This window comes from Bradyrhizobium sp. NBAIM01, from assembly GCF_020194115.1.
Taxonomy (GTDB): Bacteria; Pseudomonadota; Alphaproteobacteria; order Rhizobiales; family Xanthobacteraceae; genus Bradyrhizobium; species Bradyrhizobium yuanmingense.
Map to the genome: position 1 here is coordinate 380,898 of NZ_JADYVU010000003.1, position 22,280 is coordinate 403,177.

Genomic DNA, 22,280 nt, shown 5'->3' on the forward strand with positions numbered 1-22,280 from the left:
TTCCCCGGCACTTCTAGCATCGATCACCCCCAAAACAAAGACGGCGGCCTTGTGGGCCGCCGTTGAGTTGCCTGGTCAAGCTCCCATGGGAGCCCTCAGGAGGAACAGGCTGATGCGAGACCGCCTCACGTCCGCTGCGGACGCCACTGCGCTCATCACGCGCCTCTCTCAGGCCTCGGCCGTTTGCCCGACACGAGTCCTAGAGGTGCGCGCGGCGAAGTGTCCAAGTTCAAGGCAGTATCGATCGATGCTGTTTTTGGATCGATGGAACGGCAGGTTGGGGAAGGATGCTGGCGCGAAAGAATCTGCGAGCGACGGTGATGCCGCTCGCACCGCTGTCATCCCCGCGAAGGCGGCGAATCCAGTACGCCGCGGCTTCTCGATTCAATACTGCTGTCACGGAGTACTGGATCGCCCGGTCAAGCCGGGCGATGACGGTGAGTGTGTGGAGACAGCGCGCGCTATTGCTGCGCGCTGGGCAGCAACTGCGGCAGCAGTCCGCGCGTCACGTTCGGCGGCACGGCGTCGAGACCGAGCACGGCGCTCGCCGCCGGCAGCGCCGCATCGGCCATCGCGGCATGGCCCTCGGCGCTCGGATGCACCGCGCCGCCATAGACGGCGGAGAGCACGCCCCAGGTCGCATCGTGGATGTCGGTCGGCTGGCTCGCCGCCGGCAGGCCTTGCGGATAGGTCATCGCGGCGAAATAGCTGTCATTGGCGTCGCGGATCCAGCGCGCGCGGGGGAGGTAGGCGCGGTACTCCGAGGCGCCGCGGCCGCACAGCATCGGCTGGCTCGCCGCGCTGACGATGTCGGGATCGAAGCTCTGGCCGTTCGCGGCAAAGCAGCTGCGGTCGAATTCGGGATCGTTGCCGGAACGGGCGCAGAAGCCGTGCTCGGCGAACGCGGCCTGGTGCGCATCGACGAAGGTCATGCGGTCGGCTTCGGGATCGCGGCACAGCGCACCGCGGGTGCAGGTGGCGAGCCCCTTCAGCTGCGGCAGGAATTCGCTGTCGACGAAGGCGGAGACGCGGGAAAGGCGCTGCGGATCGGCATTGAAGGACGGGTGGATGTCGAAGCCGGCCCGGCCGCCGCGGCAGGGCGCGCCGCCGTCGGCGAGCGCAGGGTTGGCATAGGAGACATAGACCACGTGCGAGAGGTCGCCGCCGACCAGCGGCTTCAGCGCCTCGCGCAGCTTGACGAAATTCTGCGGCAGCTCGCGCTGGAGCGCATCGCGGGAATCGTCGACGCTCGCCAACACGCCGGAGCGGCGGAACAGCGCGCGCTCGGTCGCGGTTTCGACGATGACGTCGGCGAGGAGGCCGGAGAAATAGACGTCGTTGGCACCGACCGAGAGCAGCACGAGATCGAGCGTGCGATCGGGCTGGCGCTTCTTCGCCGCGGTGACGGCTTCCCGCAGCTCGGCGACCTGCGCGTTCACGCTGGTGTTGCAGACGCCGGTCTTGCCGGGCGGGCATTCGCGGGCGCGCTGCGAGCCGAGCAGCCCGTCGCCGATGCTCGCGCCGGTGCAGGCGAGCGGCAGGAAGGTCACGGCGATGTGGGTGTAGCGCACCGCGAGCGCCAGCGCGGTGCGCGCCTGATAGCTGTAGAGCGATCGATGGCACGGCGCATTGAACCAGAGCGCGCTGTAGCGCTGCCAGTTGGCGAGCGTATCCGGCGCCTCGCAGGCGCGGCCGCCCTTGAAGCCGTGGCGGCTCGGCCGGTAGTACTGCGCGCCGGCGGTGCCGAGATAGGAGCGGAAGCAGAAGCCTTCGTCCGACAGCGCCAGCGGCCGGTCCGGATTGCCTTCGCCGGAGGCGATGCTGTCGCCGAGACCTGCGATGAAGATGTCGCGGACCTGAATCTCGGTCTGGACCCGCTGGGTCGGATCGGAGCCGGCCGAGACATCGACGGTCGCAACCGTCGGCTTGCCGTAGCGGACGCGCAAATTGATCGGCTCGGCGCAGTCGAAGGTCGAGCTCTGCGGCCCGTCGCCGTCATCGAACGACCAGGCGCAGGTGGCGCCGACCGGCACCGCGCCGGTCAGGCGCACCGTCACGGGATGGTCGATCGGCGTGATGTAGTTCTCTTTGACGTTGTCGCGGGTGCAGGGCTGGTTGACCCGGCCCTGCAGGTCGATGCAGAGCCGGTTGACCATGTTGCGGGCCCAGCCGCGGCCCTCGCTCTGGAGCTCGAGGGACTGTTCGGCGGCTAGAATGCTGCGGTTACGCTCGTTCTCGACATGGAGCAGGAAGTCGCGCTCCTCGCGGAAGAGCCGGAAGCGGTTACGCACCTCCCAGCTGATCTGCATGGTGCCGGCGTCCTGCGCGGCGGCGCGCTCGGGCAAAGCAAGGATGCCGGCAAGCAGCACGGCGCCGGCCGAGAGGGTGCGAAGGAATACGGAAATCATGGCCCGCGTCTTCAACGGCAAAGTTGAGGCGGAAATAAGAGAGGATTGTGCCGCGGCCTGCAACCCTTGCCCGACGATTGCGGAGGTGGCGTCGGCGGCTCAGCGCTTGCTGGCCCGCCGCAGCAGCCGTTCGCGCTCCATCGGCGTCACCTCCTTGGGCAGGTTGGCCTGCGCGCAGGCTTCCGCCAGCCGCCGCCGCTCCTGCCACGGCGCGACCACATTCGTCCAAAGCTCGCGCGTGCCCATGATGGAGATGGCAAGGCCGAACGGGATCACGAAATAGAGAATACGGAACACCAGCAGCGTGGCCAGAAGCTCCTCGCGGCCGAACTGGGGCAGCGCCACGAGCATGGCGGCATCGAACACGCCGATCGAGCCCGGCGCGTGGCTGGCAAAGCCGATCAGGGTCGCCAGGATGAACACGACCGCGAGCGACATGAAGTCGATCGGCGGGTTGGCCGGCATCAAGAGGTACATTGCCGTGGCGCAGAAGCCGAGATCGACGACGCCGATCAGGATCTGCACCAAGGTCAGCGGCGCCGAGGGCAGCACCACCTTCCAGCCCTTCTGGCCGAGCTCACGGCGCTTCTCGCCCATGCAGAGCCAGACCAGATACGCGCCGATCGATGCGAGACCGCCGAGGGCGATCAACCGGTTGAGCGAGGAGGGCAGCTGATCCATCGAGGAGGCCGCGTCCGGATGGATGGCCATGCCGATCGAGAGCACGAAGATGTTACCGAGCCAGAAGGTCAGGCCGGACAGGAAGCAGATCTTCGCGACGTCGATCGCGTTCAGTCCGTAGTCCGAATAGATCCGGAAACGGATCGCGCCGCCGGTGAAGACCGTGGCGCCGATGTTGTGCCCGATCGAATAGGACGTGAAGCTGGACAGCGCCGCGATGCGATAGGGCACGTGCTTCTTGCCGATCGTTCGCAGCGCAAAATAGTCGTAGAAGGTCAGCGTACAGAACGCGAAGAAGACGCAGATCGCCGCCAGCCCGATGTTGCCGCGGGGAATCTCCGTCAACGCGGTCAGGATGACCCCGGTATCGATGCCCTTGAGCGTCCGCACCAGCGTCGTGATCGCAAACGCGATGATGAAGATGCTCGCGGCGACGCCGAGCCGTCGCCAGCCGATCCATCTATTGAAGCCGCGTTTCAACGCGGGCAGCAGTCCGTGCATTCATCCTCCCGGCGGGGGGCAAGACCGACCGGGCCAGACATTGGCCGGTCGGGTGCGATCACGGCCAAAAGGCAGGCATCGATCGCTAGGCATGATCCAGTTCATTTAAGGCAAAATCAGCGGCTTGTGCAGCCCTTGACAACAATAGGTTCTGCGTTCGGCGGGCAACTTTGTCATACGCGGTTCATATCGGCGGCGCGTTAAGCATATGAGTCGCGAAACCAGGCTCCATCCGCGCGCTCACCGTGCCGATACGATCTCAGATCCGGCGCCGTCCGCATTGTTCCAACGCAGAGCCGTATCGGCGTTTTTGGAACGTCGATGCCGCGTGGTCGTTAGCCTCCATCAGCAATCGAACATGGCGGAATACGCGGCTTTTTCGTGCAAGCCGGCGCCTCCGTGTTCCCAAGACCCGAGAGGATCGGAACGATGGGACTGTTCACAAAAGACATCAAGACCATGAACGACCTGTTCGTACATCAGCTCCAGGACATCTATTACGCCGAGCAGCAGCTCACCAAGGCGCTGCCGAAGATGGCGACCAAGGCCACTGATCCGCAGCTGAAACAGGGCTTTTTGACGCACCTCGAGGAAACCAAGCAGCACGTTGCGCGGCTCGAGGAGGTCTTCAAGATGCACGGCGTCCCCGTGAAGGCGGTCGACTGCCCGGCGATCGATGGCATCATCGAGGAAGCCGACGAGACCGCCGGCGAAGTCGCCGACAAGGCGGTGCTCGACGCGGCCCTGATCAATGCGGCGCAGGCCGCGGAGCATTACGAGATCGTCCGCTACGGCAGCCTGATCGCCTGGGCCAAGCAGCTCGGCCGCAACGATTGTGCGGCGGTGCTCGCCAAGACGCTCGAGGAGGAGAAGGCGACCGACAAGAAGCTCACGACGCTCGCCGAGAGCAAGGTGAATCTGCGCGCGGCGAGCTGAGAAGAGGAAACTACGAGCGCCGCGCGATGGTCCGCGCGGCGCTTTTGCTTGTTCGCTTCCCGCTGCCGTGGTGCTGCTTCGGTGCGCCGTCGCGAGGATCAGCAATGTGAGCGAACTCGCTCATCTTCCATTCACCACTTCCGGAGCAGGTTTGTAGCCGGTTACCGATCGTCCACCACTGTCGGCTCAAGTGCGGGTCGATAGGGGCCGGCAATGTATCAAGTTCTCTACTGTCTCACCGACGAGCATGACTGGCGACTGGTGGCCCTTGGGGGCGCGGTGTGCCTGCTCGCCAGCGCCGCGGCGATCAGCCTGTTTCAGCGCGCACGCGCGACGCACGGAGCCGGGCGCCTGGCCTGGATCGCCCTGGATGCGGCCGTGAGCGGATGCGGCATCTGGGCGACGCATTTCATCGCGATGCTAGCCTACGGCCCGGGAAGCGCCGGCGCCTACAACATCCCGGTGACAATTCTGTCGCTGATGCTTGCGATCTCCTTGACCTTCGTGGGCCTCAGCATCGCCGTGGCGTCCTCGCGCCCGGTGTGGATCGTCGTCGGCGGCGCCATCGTCGGCCTTGGTGTCGCGGCGATGCATTACACCGGCATGGTGGCGCTGGAGATGCCGGCACGGCTGGATTGGATCCGGAGCACGGTTGCCGCCTCGGTGCTGTTCGGAATCGTCTTCGCAGCGCTCGCGCTGTTCGTCGCCGCGCGAGGTGACGGCATTCGACATGCGCTGAGCGCGACTGCTCTGTTGACGCTCGCGATCGTTGCCCATCATTTCACCGCGATGGGCGCGGTGCTGCTGACGCCGGACCCGACGATCGCGATCAGCGGGCTCTCGGTCCCGCCGGCCTCGCTGTCGTTCCTGACTGCCAGCGCCGCCGTCGCGATCATCGCGATTGCGCTCGTGGCCGCGCTGCTCGACCGCCGCGCCAAGGGCGAACTGGGCCGCCAGCAGATCGTGCTCGACAGCGCGCTGGAGAACATGTCGCAGGGGCTGTGCATGTTCGACGCCGACGGCAAGATCATCCTGTTCAACGAGCGCTATGCCGCGATGCTCCGTCGAACCGACGTGCCGCTCACCGGCCGATTGCTGGTCGACGTGCTCAGGGAAGAGCAGGCCAAGGGCCAGTGGCAGGGCGATGCCGATGAATTCTTCGCCCGCCTCGTCGCCGATGCGCGCGAAGGCCGCACCACGACCGACGTCGTCAACCGGTTCGGCCGCTCCATCCGGGTCGTCAACCAGCCGATGCAGGGCGGCGGCTGGGTCGCGACCTTCGAGGACATCACGGAATGGCTGGAGGCGCAGGCCAAGATCTCGCATATGGCGCGACATGACGCGCTGACCAGCCTGCCGAACCGCGTGCTGTTCCACGAACAGCTCGAGCAGGGACTGCGCCAGACCAAGTCGGGCGACCAGCTCGCAGTGCTTTGCCTCGATCTCGATCACTTCAAGGACATCAACGACTCGCTCGGCCATCCCATCGGTGATGCGCTGCTCAAGGAGGTCGGCCGCAGGCTCGAGGCCACCGTCGGCGAACAGGACACCGTGGCGCGGCTCGGCGGCGACGAGTTCGCGGTGGTCCAGATCGGACGCTCCGAGGAGATCGCCGCGCGATCGCTTGCCGGACGCCTCGTCGAGGTGATCTCGGCGCCTTACCAGATCGACGACCATCAGATCGTGATCGGCGTCTCGATCGGCATCTCGCTGTCGCCGCAGGACGGCAGCAATCCGGACGAGCTGCTCAAGAACGCGGATCTTGCGCTCTATCGCGCCAAGGCGGATGGCCGCGGCACCTACCGCTTCTTCGAGACCGGCATGGATGCGCGTGCGCAGGCGCGGCGCCTTCTGGAAATGGATCTGCGCGCGGCGCTGCAACGCGACGAGTTTGAAGTCTATTACCAGCCGATCCGCGAGGTCGCCAGCGGTCGCGTCGTCGCCTTCGAGGCGCTGCTGCGCTGGAACCATCCGCAACGCGGGCTGATCGCGCCGATCAGCTTCATCCCGCTGGCCGAGGAGACCGGGCTCATCGTTCAGCTTGGTGAGTTCGTGCTGCGCTCCGCCTGTGCCGACGCGGCCACCTGGCCCGACGATGTCGACGTCGCCGTCAATTTGTCGCCAGTGCAGTTCAAGAGCCCGAACCTGATCGCGGCGGTGACAGAGGCGTTGGCCATATCGGGACTCGGTGCGCGCCGTCTCGAGCTCGAGATCACCGAATCCGTCCTGCTCCAGAACAGCGAGGCGACGCTGACGACCTTGCACGAGCTGCGTGCCATGGGCGTGCGGATCTCGCTCGACGATTTCGGCACCGGCTATTCGTCGCTGAGTTATCTGCGCAGCTTCCCGTTCGACAAGATCAAGATCGACCGCTCCTTCGTGTCGGAGCTGGCGACGCGCGAGGATTCCATGGCGATCATTCGCGCCGTGACCGGCCTCGGCCGCAGCCTCGGCATCGTCACCACGGCAGAGGGCGTCGAGAACGACGCGCAGCTCGAGCTGCTCCGGCGCGAGGGCTGCACCCAGGCGCAAGGCTATCTGTTCAGCAAGCCGCGGCCCGCCTCGGATGTCGCGATCATGTTGGAACGGCCGCGGCTGCGCGCGTCGGCTTGAGAGGTCAGCTTCGGCGCAGCGCGAAATGCGCGCCGCAGAACGCCATCACGGCGCCGAGACACAGGGCGGCAAGCCCGGCGAGCACGCCCGAGACGGTCGGGATCGGGCTCGGCGCCGACGCCGCCTGACCCGCTCCCGCAAGCAGCAGCACGCCGACCGCGATCAGGAATTGCCGCATCCGCTGCGGGATCTGTCCGGAGACGGCGCTCTGCATCAGGCTCGCCGTGAAATAGCCGCCGGAGAAGCCGACGGTGGCGATCAGCCACCAGGCGATGGCGGCGCCCGCCGGAATGAACTCATGCGTGTCGGAGCGCCAGAGGCGGCCGAGATCGAGACCGTAGCGCGCGCCCAGCATGTGCACCGCGAGCGCCAGTAACACACCGGAGATCATCGCGGCGCCGAGAATCAGGCGGCGCGGAAAAAAGGTCGTCTCAGCCATGCCTCGCTTGTAGGATGGCCGGGGGCGATCGCGCAAGCCGATCGCCCAAGCGATCGCCCATGGGTTCGTTGACGACATGCCGGGAGCGGAAGCGGGTTCGACCACGAGCTATGCCTACAAGGCCTCGCTGATTGGCTCGGCGCATCGCTTCGAGTTGACGGAGCAGGGGCTGTCCTGGCACATCGCCGGCCGCTCCGGCCTGTGGCGCTATGACGAGATTTCGGCGATCCGGCTGTCGTTCCGCCCGGTGTCGATGCAGCAGCACCGCTTCCGCGCCGATATCAGCCGCGCCGGCGGCGGCCGCATCGCGATCCTGTCGACGAGCTGGCAGACCGCGGCGCTGATGGCGCCGCAGGACAACGGTTTTCGCGATTTCCTGATCGAGCTGCATGCGCGGATGGCCAAAGCCGGCAGCCGCGCCGAATTGACCGCGGGCCTCGGCCGCAAAACCTATGCGGCGGTGCTGGCGTTCCTGGCCGTGCTCGCCGTGGCAATGGCGGGGCTGTTGATCCGCGCGCTTCTGACCGGCGAGCTCGCGGGCGTGCTGTTCATCCTCGGCTTCGCCGCGCTGTTCGCCTGGCAGGTCGGCGGCTTCGTGCGGCGCAACCGGCCGCAGAGCTACAGTTTCGATCGCGTGCCGAAGGCCCTGCTGCCCTAAAGCGTTTGCGAGCGAAGTGGGTCCGGTTCGCGTGAAGAAAACGCGTCAGATGAGAGCCCTACTCCGTCGAATCGAAATCGTCCTCCTTGGTGCCGAGCAGCGAGACGATGGTGCGCAGGCCGGAATCGAGCTGCTCGGGCGACGGCGGGGCGAGCGCGAGCCGCACCGCGTTCGGCGCATGACCGTGCGCGATCGCGAAGGTCGAGGATGGCGTCAGCGCGATGCCGCGCCTTGCTGCTGCGGCGACGAAGGTCTGCGAGCGCCAGTGCGGTGGCAGCGTCAGCCAGAGATGATACGAGCGCGGATCGGCGGCGAGCTGGTAGCCGGAAAGCAGCCGTGCGGCGGTCTGCTGTCGGCGCGCGGCATCGATGCGTTTCAGCCGGGTCAGCTCGGCGACGGTGCCGTCGGCCATCAGCCGCTGCCCGGCCGCGAGCGCATGGCCGGAGGCGATCCAGCCGCCGGTCCGCACCGCGCTCATCAAACTCTCGCGCAAGTGAGGCGGCGCGACGAGGATGCCGAGCGCGAGCCCCGGCGCGACCTTCTTGGACAGGCTGTCGAGCACGATGCAGCGGTGGGGCCCGAGCGCCGCCAGTGGCGTGTCGTCGGCGAGGAAGCCGTAGACGGCGTCCTCGATGATGGTGAGATCGAGCTTCTCGGCGACGCGCATGATGTCGGCGCGCCGCGTCGCGTTCATGGTGACGCCGAGCGGGTTCTGGATGATGGGCTGCAGATACAGCGCCGACAGATGCGCCTCGCGATGGGCCTTCTGGATGGCGTCGGGCCGCGCGCCGACCTCGTCCATGGGGATCGGGACCAGCGTCACACCGAGCCGCGCGGCGATGCTCTTGACGTAGGGATAGGTCAGCGCCTCGACGCCGCAGCGGCCGCCGGTGGGCACCAGCGCGGCAAGCGCGGCCGCGAGCGATTGCTTGCCGTTGGCGGTGAAGAAGATCTGCTCGGGCTGCGGCGAAAAATCCTTGCGTGCGAGATAGGCAGCGGCGGCAACGCGGGCGCTCTTGGTGCCGGTGCTGGTCGAAACGCGCAGCGCGGATTCCAGCGCGTCGATGCGCTCGAGCCCCGCGAGGCTCTTGGCGATCATCGCCCATTGCTGCGGCAATAGCGGGTAATTGACCTCGAGATTGATGCGCGCGTCGGCCGGCTCGCGCATGGTCTCGACTTCACGCCTGACGTCGCCGGAGATGAACGTGCCGCGCCCGACCTCGCCGACCACGAGGCCGCGGCGGAGCAATTCCGTATAAACCCGGCTCGCGGTCGAGACCGCGATGCCACGGTCATAGGCAAAATTGCGCTGCGGCGGCAGCCGGTCGCCGGGTCTTAACGTGCCGTTAGTGATATCGGCCGCAATGGCATCGGCGAGCTTCACGTACTCGAACTTGGACATATTGCACCGAGAGCAATGTTTTGCTTGCTCCGAGGAGTGTACTGGAGCATTTAGGTTCCATCAAGTTCCGCGATTGGGCCGAGGAGAGCGAGAGCAATCCGACGGCAAATGAGGTGCAGGCGCCCACAAGCGTCCGCGCCAACGGCACCTGCATCGCCGCGCGGGACAATAGGCCGGAGAAGAAGAATGACCACGATCTCGCAAACTGCCGGGCGGACTTTACGCCCATCCTCATCGGGCGGATTTTTCAGTGCCCTAGCCCTGCGCCTCACCGCGCTGTTCGACCGCCTGGAGCGCCGCTCCGCCGTCAAGACCCTGAACGAACTCGACGACCGCGCCCTGCGCGACATCGGCATCACGCGCAGCCAGATTGAGGATGCCGTGTACGGGCAGTTCAAGACGGAGCTGTCGCGGTATCTATGATACTCGCGTGTCCCGGGCCGCGCTGCAGCGTGAAACGCTGCTGCGCAGAGCCGGGACCCAGCGGATCGCACTCGCTGACGCATGGGCCCGGCTCTGCAGCGCATCACTTCGTGCTGCGCAGCGTCCGGGGCACGGAAGCGCGAGTGTGGCACGCAGCTGCCTCTACGTCATTGCGAGCGCAGCGAAGCAATCCAGGCTGTTGCCGCGGAAAGACTCTGGATTGCTCCGCTTCGCTCGCAATGACGGAGTCTGCTGCCCTTCAATGCCTCACCACCAGCACCGAGCACTTGGCGTAGCGCACGACGTGGCCGGCGTTGGAGCCGAGGAAATAGGTGCGCATCGCCGGCCGGTGCGAGGTCATCACGATCAAGTCGGCCTTTATGTGCGCGGCTTCCTCCAGGATCTCGTGATAGATGCCGCCCTGGCGCACCACGCTGGAGATGCGGGAGGGCTCGATGCCGGATTCGCGGGCGACGATGGCGAGGGCCTCTTCCGAGGTCTGGCGCTGCTGCTCGTCGAAATCGGCCGGGACGTACTCGGCCAGCATCACCGGCGTCATCGGCAGCACGTTGAGCAGGCGCACGGTGCCGCTCCAGGTCTGCGACAAAGTCGCCGCGGTCGCGATCGCCGGCTTGGCGAGATCGGTGTCGGCGAGATCGATGGGCACGAGGATGGACTTGAACATCTGCGCCTCCCTGTGAACCAGGCTGAACCAACCGGTCGAGACGGCGCCCGCGCGTCTAGCCCGATCGAAGCAGCTTGGGGCTGACGAACAGCACCAGCTTGCCGCGGCGGTAGGCCACGTCATCCCAATCCTTGACGTCAAAGTCGAAGATCGCAAGCCCCGCTGTGGGCAGGTTGTCGCCGAGGGTCTTGGCGCCATCGGGATCGCCGCCGCCGATCAGCATGAGCGCGACCTCGTGCATGCCGGGATTGTGGCCGATCAGCAGCAGCCGCTTCGGATCGGCCGGGGCGGTTGCGGTGCGAATGGTGTCCAGGATCTGCGCGGGATCGGCGCCATAGAGTTCCGGCAGGACCTCGACCTGCGGCGCCGGGACGCGGTCCTTCATCGCCTCCCAGGCGATGTCCCAGGTCTGACGGGCCCGCACGGCGTGGGAGACCAATACGGTATCGGGGAAGGGCGGATGGGCCGCGATCCAGTCTCCCATCCGCGCGGCATCCTTGTGGCCGCGGTCGTCGAGCCGGCGGTCCTGGTCACGGCCGCTCGGTGCGTCGGTCTCGGTCTTGGCGTGACGCAGCAGCATCAAACGGCGCATGGCATTCTCGAATCGTTCCACGTCCAGGATAATCTACAGGCGCCGGTTGAGGACAAGGTGACAAGGGCCCGCACAGTCCTCTAAGAAAACTGCATGAGCGAGACTTTCACAAGCGTGTCCCAGGAAGAAGCCGGCTTTCGCGACCGCGTGCGGCTGTCGTTCGATCTCGATGCCGACATTTGTGTGATCGGGGCGGGCTTGGCCGGGCTTACCGTGGCGCTGGAGGCGGCCCGGCTCGGGGCCAGTGTCGCGGTGCTCGAGGGCCGGCATATTGGCTGGAACGCCTCCGGAAACCAGCTCGGCACCGTGATGCCGGGCTTTGCGCTGCCGCTCACGGACCTGATCGAGCGCATCGGCTTGGAGGACGCCCGCAAATTGTGGACCCTGTCGAAGCAGGGCGCCGAGTTCGTCCGGGCCAACGCCAGCGAAGAGAGCATGCCGGGGATCGGCCTCAGCGACGGCGTGCTGGAGGTCTCCAATGTCGATGCCGGCGACCGGCTGATCAGCCGGCTGCAGATGCTGAACGAGGATTTCGATACCGAGGTCGAAGGCTGGCAGGTCGACCGCGTGCGCGAGGCGCTCAAGTCCGATCATTACTTCCACGGCGTGTATTATCCGAAAGCGTTCCAGGTCGACGGCCGGAAATACGTGCACGGCCTTGCGGCGCTGGCACGGCGGGCAGGCGCCCGCATCTTCGAGGACACGCCGGTCGTCAGCATCGATCATTCCGGCATCCGCAAGCGCATCGTCACGCCCTCGGCGCGGCTGCGGGCGAGCCACATCGTGCTCGCCGGCAACATTCATCTCGGCGCCCCCTCCAAGCGCCTGTCGGAGACGTTGCTGCCGGTCTGGCGCTATGCCGGCGTGACCGCGCCGCTCGGCGAGCGCCTGCACGAGATCATCGCCTTCAAGGGATCGGTGATGGATTCCGACGGTGTCGATCATTTCCGGCTTGTCGACGGCGACCGGCTGATGTGGGAGAGCCCGGAGACCACCTGGGCCGCGCGTCCGCAGCGCTTCGCCGGCGCCATCAAGCGGCGGATCCGGACGATCTTTCCCGAGCTCGGCAATGTCGAGATCACCGACATCTTCGGCGGCGCCACCGGCCAGACCGTGCACGGCATGCCGCAGATCGGCCAGCTGCGCAAAGGCTTGTGGGTGGCGAGCGGGTTCGGTCGCCAGGGCATGAACACCTCCGCCATGGCCGGACAGATGATCGCGCGCAGCATTTTGCGGGGCGATGAGCGCTGGAAGCTGTTCTCGCCGTTCGAACTGGTCTGGGCGGGCGGCGCCACGGGGCGCGTCGCCGGCCAGCTGGTCGGGATCTGGGGCAGGGCGAGCTCCGCCGCCGCAGGTGCGCTCGCCCGCTATCGCGAGCGCGCGAGGGTCAAGGACAGGCAACGCGAGGCCCGCCTCGCCGAAGCCAACCGCGCCGCCGGCACCGGTCCGCGCCGAGCGCCGCCCGGCGTGCGACCCCGACCGGCGCCACCGCCGAAAGCCGCGGTCGGCGCTGCGGAACCGGTCGTGCACGAGGACCGCGTCTCGCAATAAGTTGAGCGAAATTCCGCTCCGACGTGTAACTTCGGCCGGCAGAAGCCCGTATCTCAGGGCGTGGACTTCCCGCGCACGGAGAATGACATGCTTGACCGCCGCATCCTGCTCACGACTGTCGCCGGCCTGTTCGGCCTTTCCGCCTTGCGCTGGCTGAGAGGAACACCTGCCGAGGCCGGCGAGAAGGCCGCGCAAAAGTTCGAGATCACGAAGACGGAAGCCGAATGGCGCGCCCAGCTCACGCCGCAGCAATATGAGATCCTGCGCAATCACGGCACCGAGCGGCCCGGCTCCAGCCCGCTGCTGAAGGAGAAGCGCAAGGGCATCTTCGCCTGCGCCGGCTGCGACCTGCCGCTGTTTACGTCGGAGACCAAGTTCGAGAGCGGCACGGGCTGGCCGAGCTTCTATGCGCCGATCGAAGGCAATGTCGGCAAGACCGAGGACCGCAGCTACGGCATGGTCCGCACCGAGGTGCATTGCCGGCGCTGCGGCGGCCATCTCGGCCATGTCTTCGACGACGGCCCGAAGCCAACCGGATTGCGCTATTGCATCGACGGTTTCGGCTTGGTCTTCCACCCCGCGGCGGCGTCGGCGACGTAGGTTTCGCGGGAGTCATTCCGGTCCTGCGGACCGCTCCGGAACGACAGGATGCCCCGGCAATTGTTGCCGGTCCCGGCAAATGTGCCCCGGTCGTCAGACCGGGGCTTTTTCATTAAGTCATTGATTTCCTGAAGATACCCGCATTGGCATAGGCCTTGCGACGTCTCTTTCCGATTGCGGCCATGGTCGACCGGCCGCCGAGATCGGATTTGGAGACAAAGTTATGGGTATCTTCGATGCAATGAACACCTCGGTGGGTGGCCTGCAGGCGCAGTCCTTCGCGCTGCAGAACATTTCCGGCAACATCGCGAACTCATCCACCACCGGTTACAAGGGCATCGGCACCAGCTTCGTCGACCTCATCCCGGACTCCTCGGTTCCGAGCAAGCAGGTGGCAGGCGGCGTGCAGGCCAACGCCAAGGCTACCATCACGACGCAGGGCACGATCTCGTCCTCCAGCGTCGCCACCAACATGGCGATCACCGGCGACGGCTTCTTCTCGATCCAGAAGGCGAGCGGCGTCGTTGACAACGTGCCTGTCTTCACCGGGGTGACCTACTATACGCGGCGCGGCGACTTCCAGCTCAATGCCAACGGCAACCTGGTCAACGGCGCCGGCTATTATTTGATGGGCGTCACCGTCGACCCGAAGACCGGCAACCCGACCGGCAGCGTGGCGAACGTCCTGCAATTCCAGAACAACTTCATTCCGGCGCAGGCGACCACCTCAATCCAGTACGCGGCGAACCTGCCGACCCAGCCGAACACGGTGGCGAAAACCACCGCCTCGACCGGCACATTGCTCGCGGCCGGCGGCCTGAACCCGTCCGATTTCGCCGCCAATCCGCTGCCGGTCGGCACGCCGCCGGCGCCCTATGCCAATGCGACCGTGTCAGGCGCGGCCGCAACCGGCAACATCCGCTCGGCCTATTCGTCGACGACGGCCACCGGTACGGTTGCGCTCCAGAACAATTCGTCCGCGGTCGCCTCGACGACCACATCGCTCGACAATACCGCCGGCACGCATCTCGCCTCCAGCATTCTGACCGCGTTGAGCGGCCAGACGTTGACCATCAACGGCAACACCATCACCTTCAACGGCGGCACCACGGTCTCGACCGTCGGCAGCAACACCACGATCGGTCTCGGTGCGGGTACGACGGCGACTGTGGCCGACATCCTGAACGCGATCCAGACCGCCGGCGGCGCCGGCGTCACCGCTTCGCTCTCGGTCAGCGGCAATATCCAGATCGCGACCGGCACCGGCACCGACGTCGCGATCGGCAGCGGCACGGCCGCGACCGCGCTCGGCATCAGCAGTGTGACGCGCGGTGGCAACGTGCTGTCCTCGCCTGCAATCTCCGGCGCGACGGTCCTGAGCGGCTCGGCCACCGCGGGCGGTGCCCAGGTGCTCACGTCGGGCTTTTCCCCCGGCGACACCATCACCGTCAACGGTCAGACACTGACCTTCATGGCCTCGGGCGCCTCGGGTGCGAACCAGATCAACGTCACCGACAACATCACGACCCTGCTCGGCAAGATCGACGCGCTCTCCGGCGCCTCGGGATCGTCGGTCAGCAGCGGCGGCGTGATCACGCTGAACACCGGCACCGTCTCCAACCTGACGGTCTCCAGCTCCAACAGCGCGGCCTTCTCCGCGCTCGGCTTCACCTCGACCATCACCAGGAATCGCGAGGGTGGCGGCACGGCCGGCACCGGCGGCGTGATCGGCAACGACATCGCCACCTTCACCAAGGAATCGATCAGCGGCGGCGCGGTGACCGCCTACAACGCCGCCGGTACGCCGGTGAACCTGCAATTGCGCTGGGCCAAGACCGACAGTGCCTCGCTGGGCGCGGGTCATTCCGACAGCTGGAACCTGTTCTACCAGACCGACCCGAACGCGACCGGCACGACGGTCGGATGGGTCAATACCGGCCAGACCTTCACCTTTGCCGCCGACGGCTCGCTGACCTCGCCGAGCGGCTCGGGCATCACCATCAACAATGTCACCGTCAGCGGCCAGTCGCTCGGCTCCGTCGCCTTCAACATCTCCTCCGGAGGGCTGACGCAATATGCCAGCACCAGCGGCGCGGTGACGATCAACACCATCACCCAGAACGGCTACGCCGCCGGTCAGCTCCGATCGGTCGCCGTCAACAACAACGGCGTGGTGGTCGGCACCTTCTCCAACGGCCAGAACCTCAACCTCGCGCAGGTGCAGCTGTCGCATTTCAACGGCACCAATTATCTGAAGGCGATGGACGGCGGCGCCTATGCCGCGACCGAACAATCGGGTGACGCCATCGACGGCGCTTCGGGCACCATCAGCGGCTCGTCGCTGGAGGGATCCAACACCGACATCGCCGACGAATTCACCAAGCTGATCGTGACCCAGCAGGCCTATTCGGCCAACACCAAGGTGATCACGACGGCAAACTCGATGGTGCAGGATCTCCTCAACGTGTTGCGCTGATCGGCGCGTGACGTAACAAAGGCGGGCCAGTGATATGGGTTTGAGTTCAGCCCTCGCCAGCGCGATGAGCGGTCTGCGTGCCAACCAGGCCGCGCTCTCGATCGTCTCCTCGAACGTCGCCAATGCGCAGACGCCGGGTTACGTCGTCCAGACGCCGAACCAGATCGAGGTCACCACCGGCGAGTTCGGCGCGACGGCGATGACGACCGGCGTCAGCCGCCTGCTCGACACCTATGTGCAGAACCAGCTACGGACCGAGACCGGCGGCGGCGGCTACGCCGACCAGATGGCCAACATCCTGAAGCAGCTTCAGAATGTCTACGGCACGCCCGGCAATTCCGGCACGCTCGAAAGCGCGCTGAACAAGTTCACCACGGCGCTGCAGGCGCTGTCGACCAGCTCGGGTGCGTCGTCGGCGCAGACCGTGGCGCTCGGGGCGGCCCAGGCGCTCGCGACGCAGCTCAACGTCACCACCAAGGGCATCCAGTCGCTGCGCTCCAACGTCGAACAGGATCTCAGCAATTCGGCGCAGGCCGCCAATGCGGCCATGAAGCAGATCGCCGACATCAACACCAGGCTCCAGGGCCTATCGGCCAACGATCCCTCGGCCGCAACGCTGATGGACCAGCGCGACCAAGCCATCAACACGCTGTCGAAATATGTCGACGTCCGCGTCACCACCGACAATTCGAACCAGGCCAACATCTACACCACGACCGGCATCCAGCTGGTCGGCGCCGGGCTCGCCTCGGAATTCTCCTTTGCCTCCGCCGGCGCGCTGTCGGCAACGTCGCTCTACAACATCGACCCTGCCAAGTCCGGCGTCGGCGCGTTCAACATCAAGCTCCCGAACGGCTCGCAAGTCGACGTCGTCGCCAACAACGTGGTGTCGTCCGGCCAGATCGCGGCCGACCTGAAGCTGCGCGACGACATTTTGGTGCAAGCGCAGAACCAGATCGACCAGCTCGCCGCCACGATGGCGAGCGCGCTGTCCGATAAGACCACGGCGGGCAGCACGGTCACCGGCCCGCCGGCCGGCTTCGATCTCGAGCTTGCCGGTGCGCTGCCGGGCAACACGGTCAACATCACCTATACGGAGACGGCGACCAACACGCAGCGCCAGATCACGCTCGTCAACGTGACCGACCCCGCTGCGCTGCCGCTCCAGAACGCGACCAACGCCAACCCGATGCGGATCGGCGTCGACTTCGCCGGCGGCATGAGCGCGATCGCTTCTGCGCTGAACACCGCGCTGTCGGGCACGCATCTGTCGTTCTCCGCCGCCCCGTCGCCGGCGACCGCCACGACGCTGCGGGTGACCGACGACAACACCGGGCTTGCCAAGGTCGGTTCGGCCTCGACCACCAAGACGATCTCGTCGCTGACCTCGGGCAATCCGCAGCTGCCGCTGTTCACCGACGGCGGGCAGGCGCTCTACACCGGCGCAATCACGGCGTCGGGCTCGCAGATGACCGGTCTTGCCGGGCGCATCGCCGTGAACACGCAGCTCGTGACCGATCCGACCCGGATGTCGGTCTACAATACCTCGCCGGTGACGCCCGCAGGCGACACCACGCGTTCGGACTATCTCTACTCGCAGCTCACCAGTGCAGTGTTTTCCTATTCGCCGCAGAGCGGCCTCGGCTCGGCGAGCCAGCCTTTCACCGGCAGCGTCTCGAACTTCCTCCAGCAGTTCTTGAGCGTGCAGGCCAACGCCGCGACCCAGGCCACCCAGCTCCAGCAAGGCCAGAGCGTCGTGGTCTCGACGCTCCAGGCCAAGTTCGACTCGACCTCCAAGGTCAACCTGGACTCGGAGATGTCGAACCTGATCCAGCTTCAGAATGCCTATGCCGCCAACGCCCATGTCATGTCGGTGGTGCAGACCATGATGAACACGTTGATCCAGGCTCAATTGTAAACAGTAACAGGGCTCCGAAAGATGGCGATCAGCAGCATCAACTATTCTTCGTCGATCCTCGGCGCGCAGATCCGCAACATCAATCAGCAGCTCACCGATCTCTCGACGCAGCTCTCGACCGGCAAGCTGTCGCAGAACTATGCCGGCATGGGGACGAACGAGGGCTTTGCGATCGCCGGGCGCGCGCAGCTCTCCAACATCGCCGGCTATACCGACACGATCACCAACGTCAACGTCAGCATCAACCTCGCCAACACCGCGCTGCAATCGCTGACCAAGATCCGCAGCACGGTGCAGACCGGCTCGGCCTCTACCGCGCAGGACCTCAACGTCAACGGCCAGACGATTGCCCAGAACACCGCCGCCGCCCAGTTCGGCTCGATGGTCGGTGTCCTCAACACGCAGACCGGCAGCCGCTATCTGTTCTCCGGAACGGCAGTCAATACCCAGTCGGTCGCCGATGCCGGCGACATCATTAACGGCACCACGACACAGGCCGGCTTCAAGGCCGTCATGGCCGAGCGCCAAGCCGCGGACTTAGGGGCCAGCGGCATGGGCCGCCTGGTGCAGACGCAGCCGACGGCAAGCTCCGTGCAGGTGTCGGAAGACGTCGCCGGATCGCCGTTCGGCCTCAAGATCAAGGCGGTGTCCTCGACGCTGACAGGCGCGACCGTCACCGGCCCGAGCGGCTCGCCGGTGTCGTTCTCGGTCGATCTCAACGGCGTCAATCCGAACAACGGCGACAAGCTCAGCATTCAGTTCACCCTGCCGGACGGCACGACCGAGCAGATCGACCTGACGGCGTCCTCGGCAACGCCGACGCCGCTCGGCAGCTTCGCGATCGATGCGAGCACGCCCGTCAACCCGAACAATACTGCTGCGAATCTCAACACGGCGCTGAACACCGCGATTCAGAAGCTCGCCAACACCTCGCTGGTGGCGGCATCGGCGATCGTTGCGGGCGACAACTTCTTCAACACCGCGAGCTCTGCGATCGGCACCCCCGTCAACAACCAGACGGCGCCGGCGGCCCCGGTCACCGGCGCGACGGCGCTATCGGGCGCGAGCCCCTCGGACTCGATCTCGCCGGGCTTCGTCGCAGGCGATACCATCACCGTCAACGGGACCACGCTGACCTTCGTGGCCTCGGGCGCGACCGGCAACCAGCTCAATGTCACCGACAGCATCCAGACCCTGCTGAGCAAGGTCGACGCGATCACCGGGACCTCGAAGCCTTCGACGGTCCATGGCGGCTCGATCACGATCAACACCGACGATGCGGCGAGCCTCAACATCACGACGTCGAACACCGGCGCGCTGAGCGCGCTCGGGTTCAGCTCGACGCCGGTGACCGCCACGCAGCCGCCGCTGCGCGTCGGCTCCTCGCCTGCGAGCTCGGCGACCACGCTGGTGAACGGCTCGGCCAATACGGTGAAATGGTATTTGGGCAATGACGGGCCCGGCTCGGCGCGCTCGACCGCGATGGCGCGGGTCGACGATGCCGTGACGGTGCAGTACGGCGCCCAGGCGAATGAGGATGCGATCCGCCGGCAATTGCAGGCGATCGCGGTGTTCGGCACCTTCTCGACCTCGCCGACGGGGCAATATTCGGGCGGGCAGGTCTCGGCGCTGAGCCTGCGCACGACCCAGGCGCTGACCCAGCAGCCCGGACAGCAGCGCATCGAGGACATCCAGACCGACATCGCGATGGCCCAGAACACGATGAAGGACGCGAGCACGCGCCAGACCCAGGCCAAGGCGCAGCTCCAGACCATCATTGACCAGGCGGAATCGGCTTCGCCCGACCAGGTCGCGAGCGAGATCCTGGCGCTGCAGAACGCCCTGCAGGCGTCCTACCAGGTGACCTCGAACCTGGCGCAGCTCTCGCTCGTCAAGTTCCTGTAATGAAGCGTTAAGACGCCGTTAACCATGCCTGTTTACCTCTTGGTGAGGATTGCAAGCGGGGGCGGAGCGGTCGATGTCGGACAAGATGCAGCTGGTTGTGGCGACGCCTTGCTTCGGCGGGCAGGTGTCGAGCATCTATGCGAGCTCGATCTTCGCGCTGCAGCGGGCCGTGCACGGCATGTCCAATCTTGAGCTCAAGGTGCTCCTGCGCGACGGCGACGCGCTGATCACCCGTGCGCGGGCCAACCTGGCCGCGATGTTCCTGGACGATCCGAAGGCGACGCATTTCCTGTTCATCGATGCCGATATCGGCTTCAAGCCGGAGCAGGTGTTCCGCCTGATCGAATGCGGCGCGGACGTCGTCGCCGGCTGCTATCCGATCAAGCGGGTCAACTGGGACAAGGCCGCGCGGGCGATCCAGTCGGGTCGGGCCGACGTGCCGGCCGCCTCGCTCGACTACGTGCTCGAGATCGAGGATCCCGACCGCATCGTGGTGGTCAACGGATTCACCCGCGTGCGCTATGCCGGCACCGGCTTCCTGATGATCCGGCGTCACGTGCTGGAGGCGATGTGCCGCCACCCCGACTACGCGAACCTCCAGTTCTTCCGCGAGCATTCCCATGATGCGCTGGCGGCGAGCCGGAACCGGTTCGCGCTGTTCGAATGCATGATCGATCCGGCGACCGGCACCTATCTGTCCGAGGACTTCGCCTTCTGCAAGCGCTGGACCGATATCGGCGGCGAGATCTGGGCCGACATCCAGAGCCCGCTCGACCACGTCGGGCCGTCGGTGTTCCATGGCGACATCGCCTCGCAATTCGCAGCTGCGCCTGCGGCGGCCGATGCCGCGGCGTGAGCCTTTCGGGATGAGCGGCGGCCCATCCCCTCGGCCCGAGATGCAACGCGCCGCCGACGGCGGCTCGCGTTATCGCCTGCGCGACCTCTTCACGCCGCTCGACACGCTGCTCGTTTCCGGCGGAGATCCGCGCCTGGCGCTCGATCCCACCGGCCGCGCCAACGCCTATGGCTGCCCGGCTTCGCCGGAGCCGGAGGTGTGGAATTTCGCCTCCTCGACCGCGTCGACGATCTCGCAGGCGGCCTATGACCGCGCCGCGCTGGCGCGTGAAGAGCTGATGCACAAATGCCTGCTCGACGAGGTCGAGCTCGCTTTCGATGCACGCTGCGAGGACATGCGCCACGAGCTGCGCGGTCATCTCCAGCTCTCGCCGCGCGTCGACGTGGTGTTCTCGCCGTCCGGCACGGACTCCCAGCTCCACGCTCTGTTCCTGGCGCGCACGATGCTCGGCGCGCGGCCGGTGACGATCGTGGTCGGCGCCGACCAGACCGGCAGCGGCACGGCCCATACCGCGCGTGGACATCATTTCAGCACCCTGACGGCGAGCGGCTTTGCGGTTCGCAAGGACGCCGCGGTCGCGGGGCTGGCCGGCGCCGGCATCTCGCTGCCGTTGCGCGCGCCGGGGGCCGGGATCGCGATGCGCACGGATGCCGATGAAGCGGTGCTGCATGCGGTCGAGGCCACGATCGCGCAAGGCGCGCCCGTGCTGCTCCAGATCATGGATTCCTCGAAGCTCGGATGGCGTGCGCCGAGCGCGGCCTGCCTCGACGAGATCGCGCGGCGCTGGCCGCGCAAGGTCCAGATCGTCGTCGACGCCTGCCAGGCCCGGCTCGGCCGCCGGCGGCTGCGCTCCTATCTCGACCGCGGCTATATGGTGCTGATCACCGGCTCCAAATTCTTCGGCGGACCTGCCTTCAGCGGTGCACTGCTGGTGCCGAAAGGCCTGTCGCGGTCGCTCGATCGCGTCGAGGGGATCGCATCTGGAATCCTTGATTACGCCGGACGCTGCGATTGGCCGATGGCCTGGACGGTGCTGCGTTCGCGCTTCGAGCGCCGTCCGAATTTCGGTCAATGGCTGCGCTGGGAGGCGGCGCTGACCGAGATCGGCAGCTACTATGGCGTGCCCGGGGCCTTCCGCGCCGGGATGCTCGCCGAACTCGCTGCCGGCATCGACAGCATGATCGCATTGTCGCCGTCGTTGCGCGCTGTTTCGGCCGCGACCCACGCGGCCGGCATCGACGACGAGGAATTCGTGCAGCCGACCATCTTTCCGTTCACGCTGCTGCGCGACGGCAAGCCGGTTTGTGTTGCCGAGACCGCTTCTGTTCATCGCGCGTTGGCGCGTGATGTCAGCCAAGAGATCAACGGCAGCACGGAGGACCGTCAGGTCGCCGCGCAGCGCTGCCTGATTGGCCAGCCGGTGCGGCTGGAGTGGCAGGACGAGACGCCGCAGGCCGTGCTGCGCCTCTGCGTCGCCGCGCGGCTCGTGGCTGAGGCCTGGTCGCCGGACAGGGCGGAGGCGCAGCGCAACGTGCAGCACCTTCTCGACCAGATCGCCCACGTCCTGGTGAAGATCGAGCTGCTGCTCGCCGGTGGCGCAGCGGCCGTGCCGGTAAAGTCCGCGTTCGAGGTGTGA

General features: G+C 66.4%; 17 protein-coding genes. 11 read left to right on the plus strand and 6 right to left on the minus strand.

Translation table 11 applies throughout. From position 1 onward, the window contains the following. Positions 1 to 461: 461 nt before the first annotated feature. Both I6F31_RS12585 and I6F31_RS12590 read right to left on the minus strand, forming a co-directional pair. A complete protein-coding gene (locus I6F31_RS12585) occupies positions 462 to 2,408 on the minus strand; it encodes a hypothetical protein (RefSeq protein ID WP_225185471.1) in 1,947 nt (648 codons plus the stop codon). A gap of 99 nt (positions 2,409 to 2,507) precedes the next feature. Then, entirely contained in the window at positions 2,508 to 3,590 is a 1,083-nt protein-coding gene (locus I6F31_RS12590) for a YbhN family protein (protein ID WP_036015615.1), read from the minus strand. A 429-nt stretch (positions 3,591 to 4,019) separates the two neighbouring features. Between I6F31_RS12590 and I6F31_RS12595 the strand changes: the two genes are divergently transcribed. Next, positions 4,020 to 4,526 (plus strand): ferritin-like domain-containing protein, encoded by a 507-nt coding sequence (locus I6F31_RS12595; protein WP_057028778.1) that lies wholly within the window; start codon positions 4,020 to 4,022, stop codon positions 4,524 to 4,526. A 213-nt stretch (positions 4,527 to 4,739) separates the two neighbouring features. Then, positions 4,740 to 7,139 (plus strand): EAL domain-containing protein, encoded by a 2,400-nt coding sequence (locus tag I6F31_RS12600; RefSeq protein ID WP_225185472.1) that lies wholly within the window; start codon positions 4,740 to 4,742, stop codon positions 7,137 to 7,139. 4 nt (positions 7,140 to 7,143) lie between these two features. Here I6F31_RS12600 and I6F31_RS12605 read toward each other — a convergent pair whose 3' ends face one another. Next, positions 7,144 to 7,578, minus strand: a complete 435-nt coding sequence (locus I6F31_RS12605) for a hypothetical protein (protein WP_036015623.1) — start codon at positions 7,576 to 7,578, stop codon at positions 7,144 to 7,146. Positions 7,579 to 7,654: 76 nt separating this feature from the next. Between I6F31_RS12605 and I6F31_RS12610 the strand changes: the two genes are divergently transcribed. Beyond that, the gene (locus tag I6F31_RS12610) at positions 7,655 to 8,236 is read left to right on the plus strand and encodes a hypothetical protein (RefSeq protein WP_225129421.1); all 582 of its coding nucleotides are present in this window, start codon (positions 7,655 to 7,657) and stop codon (positions 8,234 to 8,236) included. Positions 8,237 to 8,294: 58 nt separating this feature from the next. On the opposite strand, the gene I6F31_RS12615 is transcribed toward I6F31_RS12610, so the two are convergent. Then, a complete protein-coding gene (locus I6F31_RS12615) occupies positions 8,295 to 9,638 on the minus strand; it encodes a PLP-dependent aminotransferase family protein (RefSeq protein WP_225185473.1) in 1,344 nt (447 codons plus the stop codon). A 186-nt stretch (positions 9,639 to 9,824) separates the two neighbouring features. Here I6F31_RS12615 and I6F31_RS12620 point away from each other — a divergent pair, with 186 nt between their 5' ends. Next, positions 9,825 to 10,061 carry a DUF1127 domain-containing protein gene (locus I6F31_RS12620; protein ID WP_036015631.1) on the plus strand — a complete coding sequence of 79 codons (237 nt, stop codon included), beginning with the start codon at positions 9,825 to 9,827 and terminating at the stop codon, positions 10,059 to 10,061. Positions 10,062 to 10,320: 259 nt separating this feature from the next. Here I6F31_RS12620 and I6F31_RS12625 read toward each other — a convergent pair whose 3' ends face one another. Both I6F31_RS12625 and I6F31_RS12630 read right to left on the minus strand, forming a co-directional pair. Next, a complete protein-coding gene (locus I6F31_RS12625; RefSeq protein WP_036030185.1) occupies positions 10,321 to 10,746 on the minus strand; it encodes a universal stress protein in 426 nt (141 codons plus the stop codon). 55 nt (positions 10,747 to 10,801) lie between these two features. Continuing rightward, positions 10,802 to 11,338 carry a histidine phosphatase family protein gene (locus tag I6F31_RS12630; RefSeq protein ID WP_036015636.1) on the minus strand — a complete coding sequence of 179 codons (537 nt, stop codon included), beginning with the start codon at positions 11,336 to 11,338 and terminating at the stop codon, positions 10,802 to 10,804. A 93-nt stretch (positions 11,339 to 11,431) separates the two neighbouring features. Between I6F31_RS12630 and I6F31_RS12635 the strand changes: the two genes are divergently transcribed. From I6F31_RS12635 to I6F31_RS12665, 7 genes are all read left to right on the plus strand, one after another. Then, complete coding sequence (locus I6F31_RS12635) at positions 11,432 to 12,889, plus strand: FAD-binding oxidoreductase (RefSeq protein ID WP_225185474.1); 1,458 nt, start codon at positions 11,432 to 11,434, stop codon at positions 12,887 to 12,889. An 87-nt stretch (positions 12,890 to 12,976) separates the two neighbouring features. Beyond that, complete coding sequence (gene msrB, locus I6F31_RS12640; RefSeq protein WP_036015643.1) at positions 12,977 to 13,489, plus strand: peptide-methionine (R)-S-oxide reductase MsrB; 513 nt, start codon at positions 12,977 to 12,979, stop codon at positions 13,487 to 13,489. Positions 13,490 to 13,712: 223 nt separating this feature from the next. Then, positions 13,713 to 15,965, plus strand: a complete 2,253-nt coding sequence (locus I6F31_RS12645) for a flagellar hook-basal body complex protein (protein WP_036046246.1) — start codon at positions 13,713 to 13,715, stop codon at positions 15,963 to 15,965. A 34-nt stretch (positions 15,966 to 15,999) separates the two neighbouring features. Then, the gene (flgK, locus tag I6F31_RS12650; protein ID WP_225185475.1) at positions 16,000 to 17,883 is read left to right on the plus strand and encodes a flagellar hook-associated protein FlgK; all 1,884 of its coding nucleotides are present in this window, start codon (positions 16,000 to 16,002) and stop codon (positions 17,881 to 17,883) included. Positions 17,884 to 17,904: 21 nt separating this feature from the next. Continuing rightward, positions 17,905 to 19,788, plus strand: a complete 1,884-nt coding sequence (locus tag I6F31_RS12655; RefSeq protein WP_225185476.1) for a flagellar protein — start codon at positions 17,905 to 17,907, stop codon at positions 19,786 to 19,788. Between the two features lie 73 nt (positions 19,789 to 19,861). Beyond that, complete coding sequence (locus tag I6F31_RS12660) at positions 19,862 to 20,644, plus strand: hypothetical protein (RefSeq protein WP_109143176.1); 783 nt, start codon at positions 19,862 to 19,864, stop codon at positions 20,642 to 20,644. A 10-nt stretch (positions 20,645 to 20,654) separates the two neighbouring features. Next, positions 20,655 to 22,280 carry a hypothetical protein gene (locus tag I6F31_RS12665; protein WP_225185477.1) on the plus strand — a complete coding sequence of 542 codons (1,626 nt, stop codon included), beginning with the start codon at positions 20,655 to 20,657 and terminating at the stop codon, positions 22,278 to 22,280.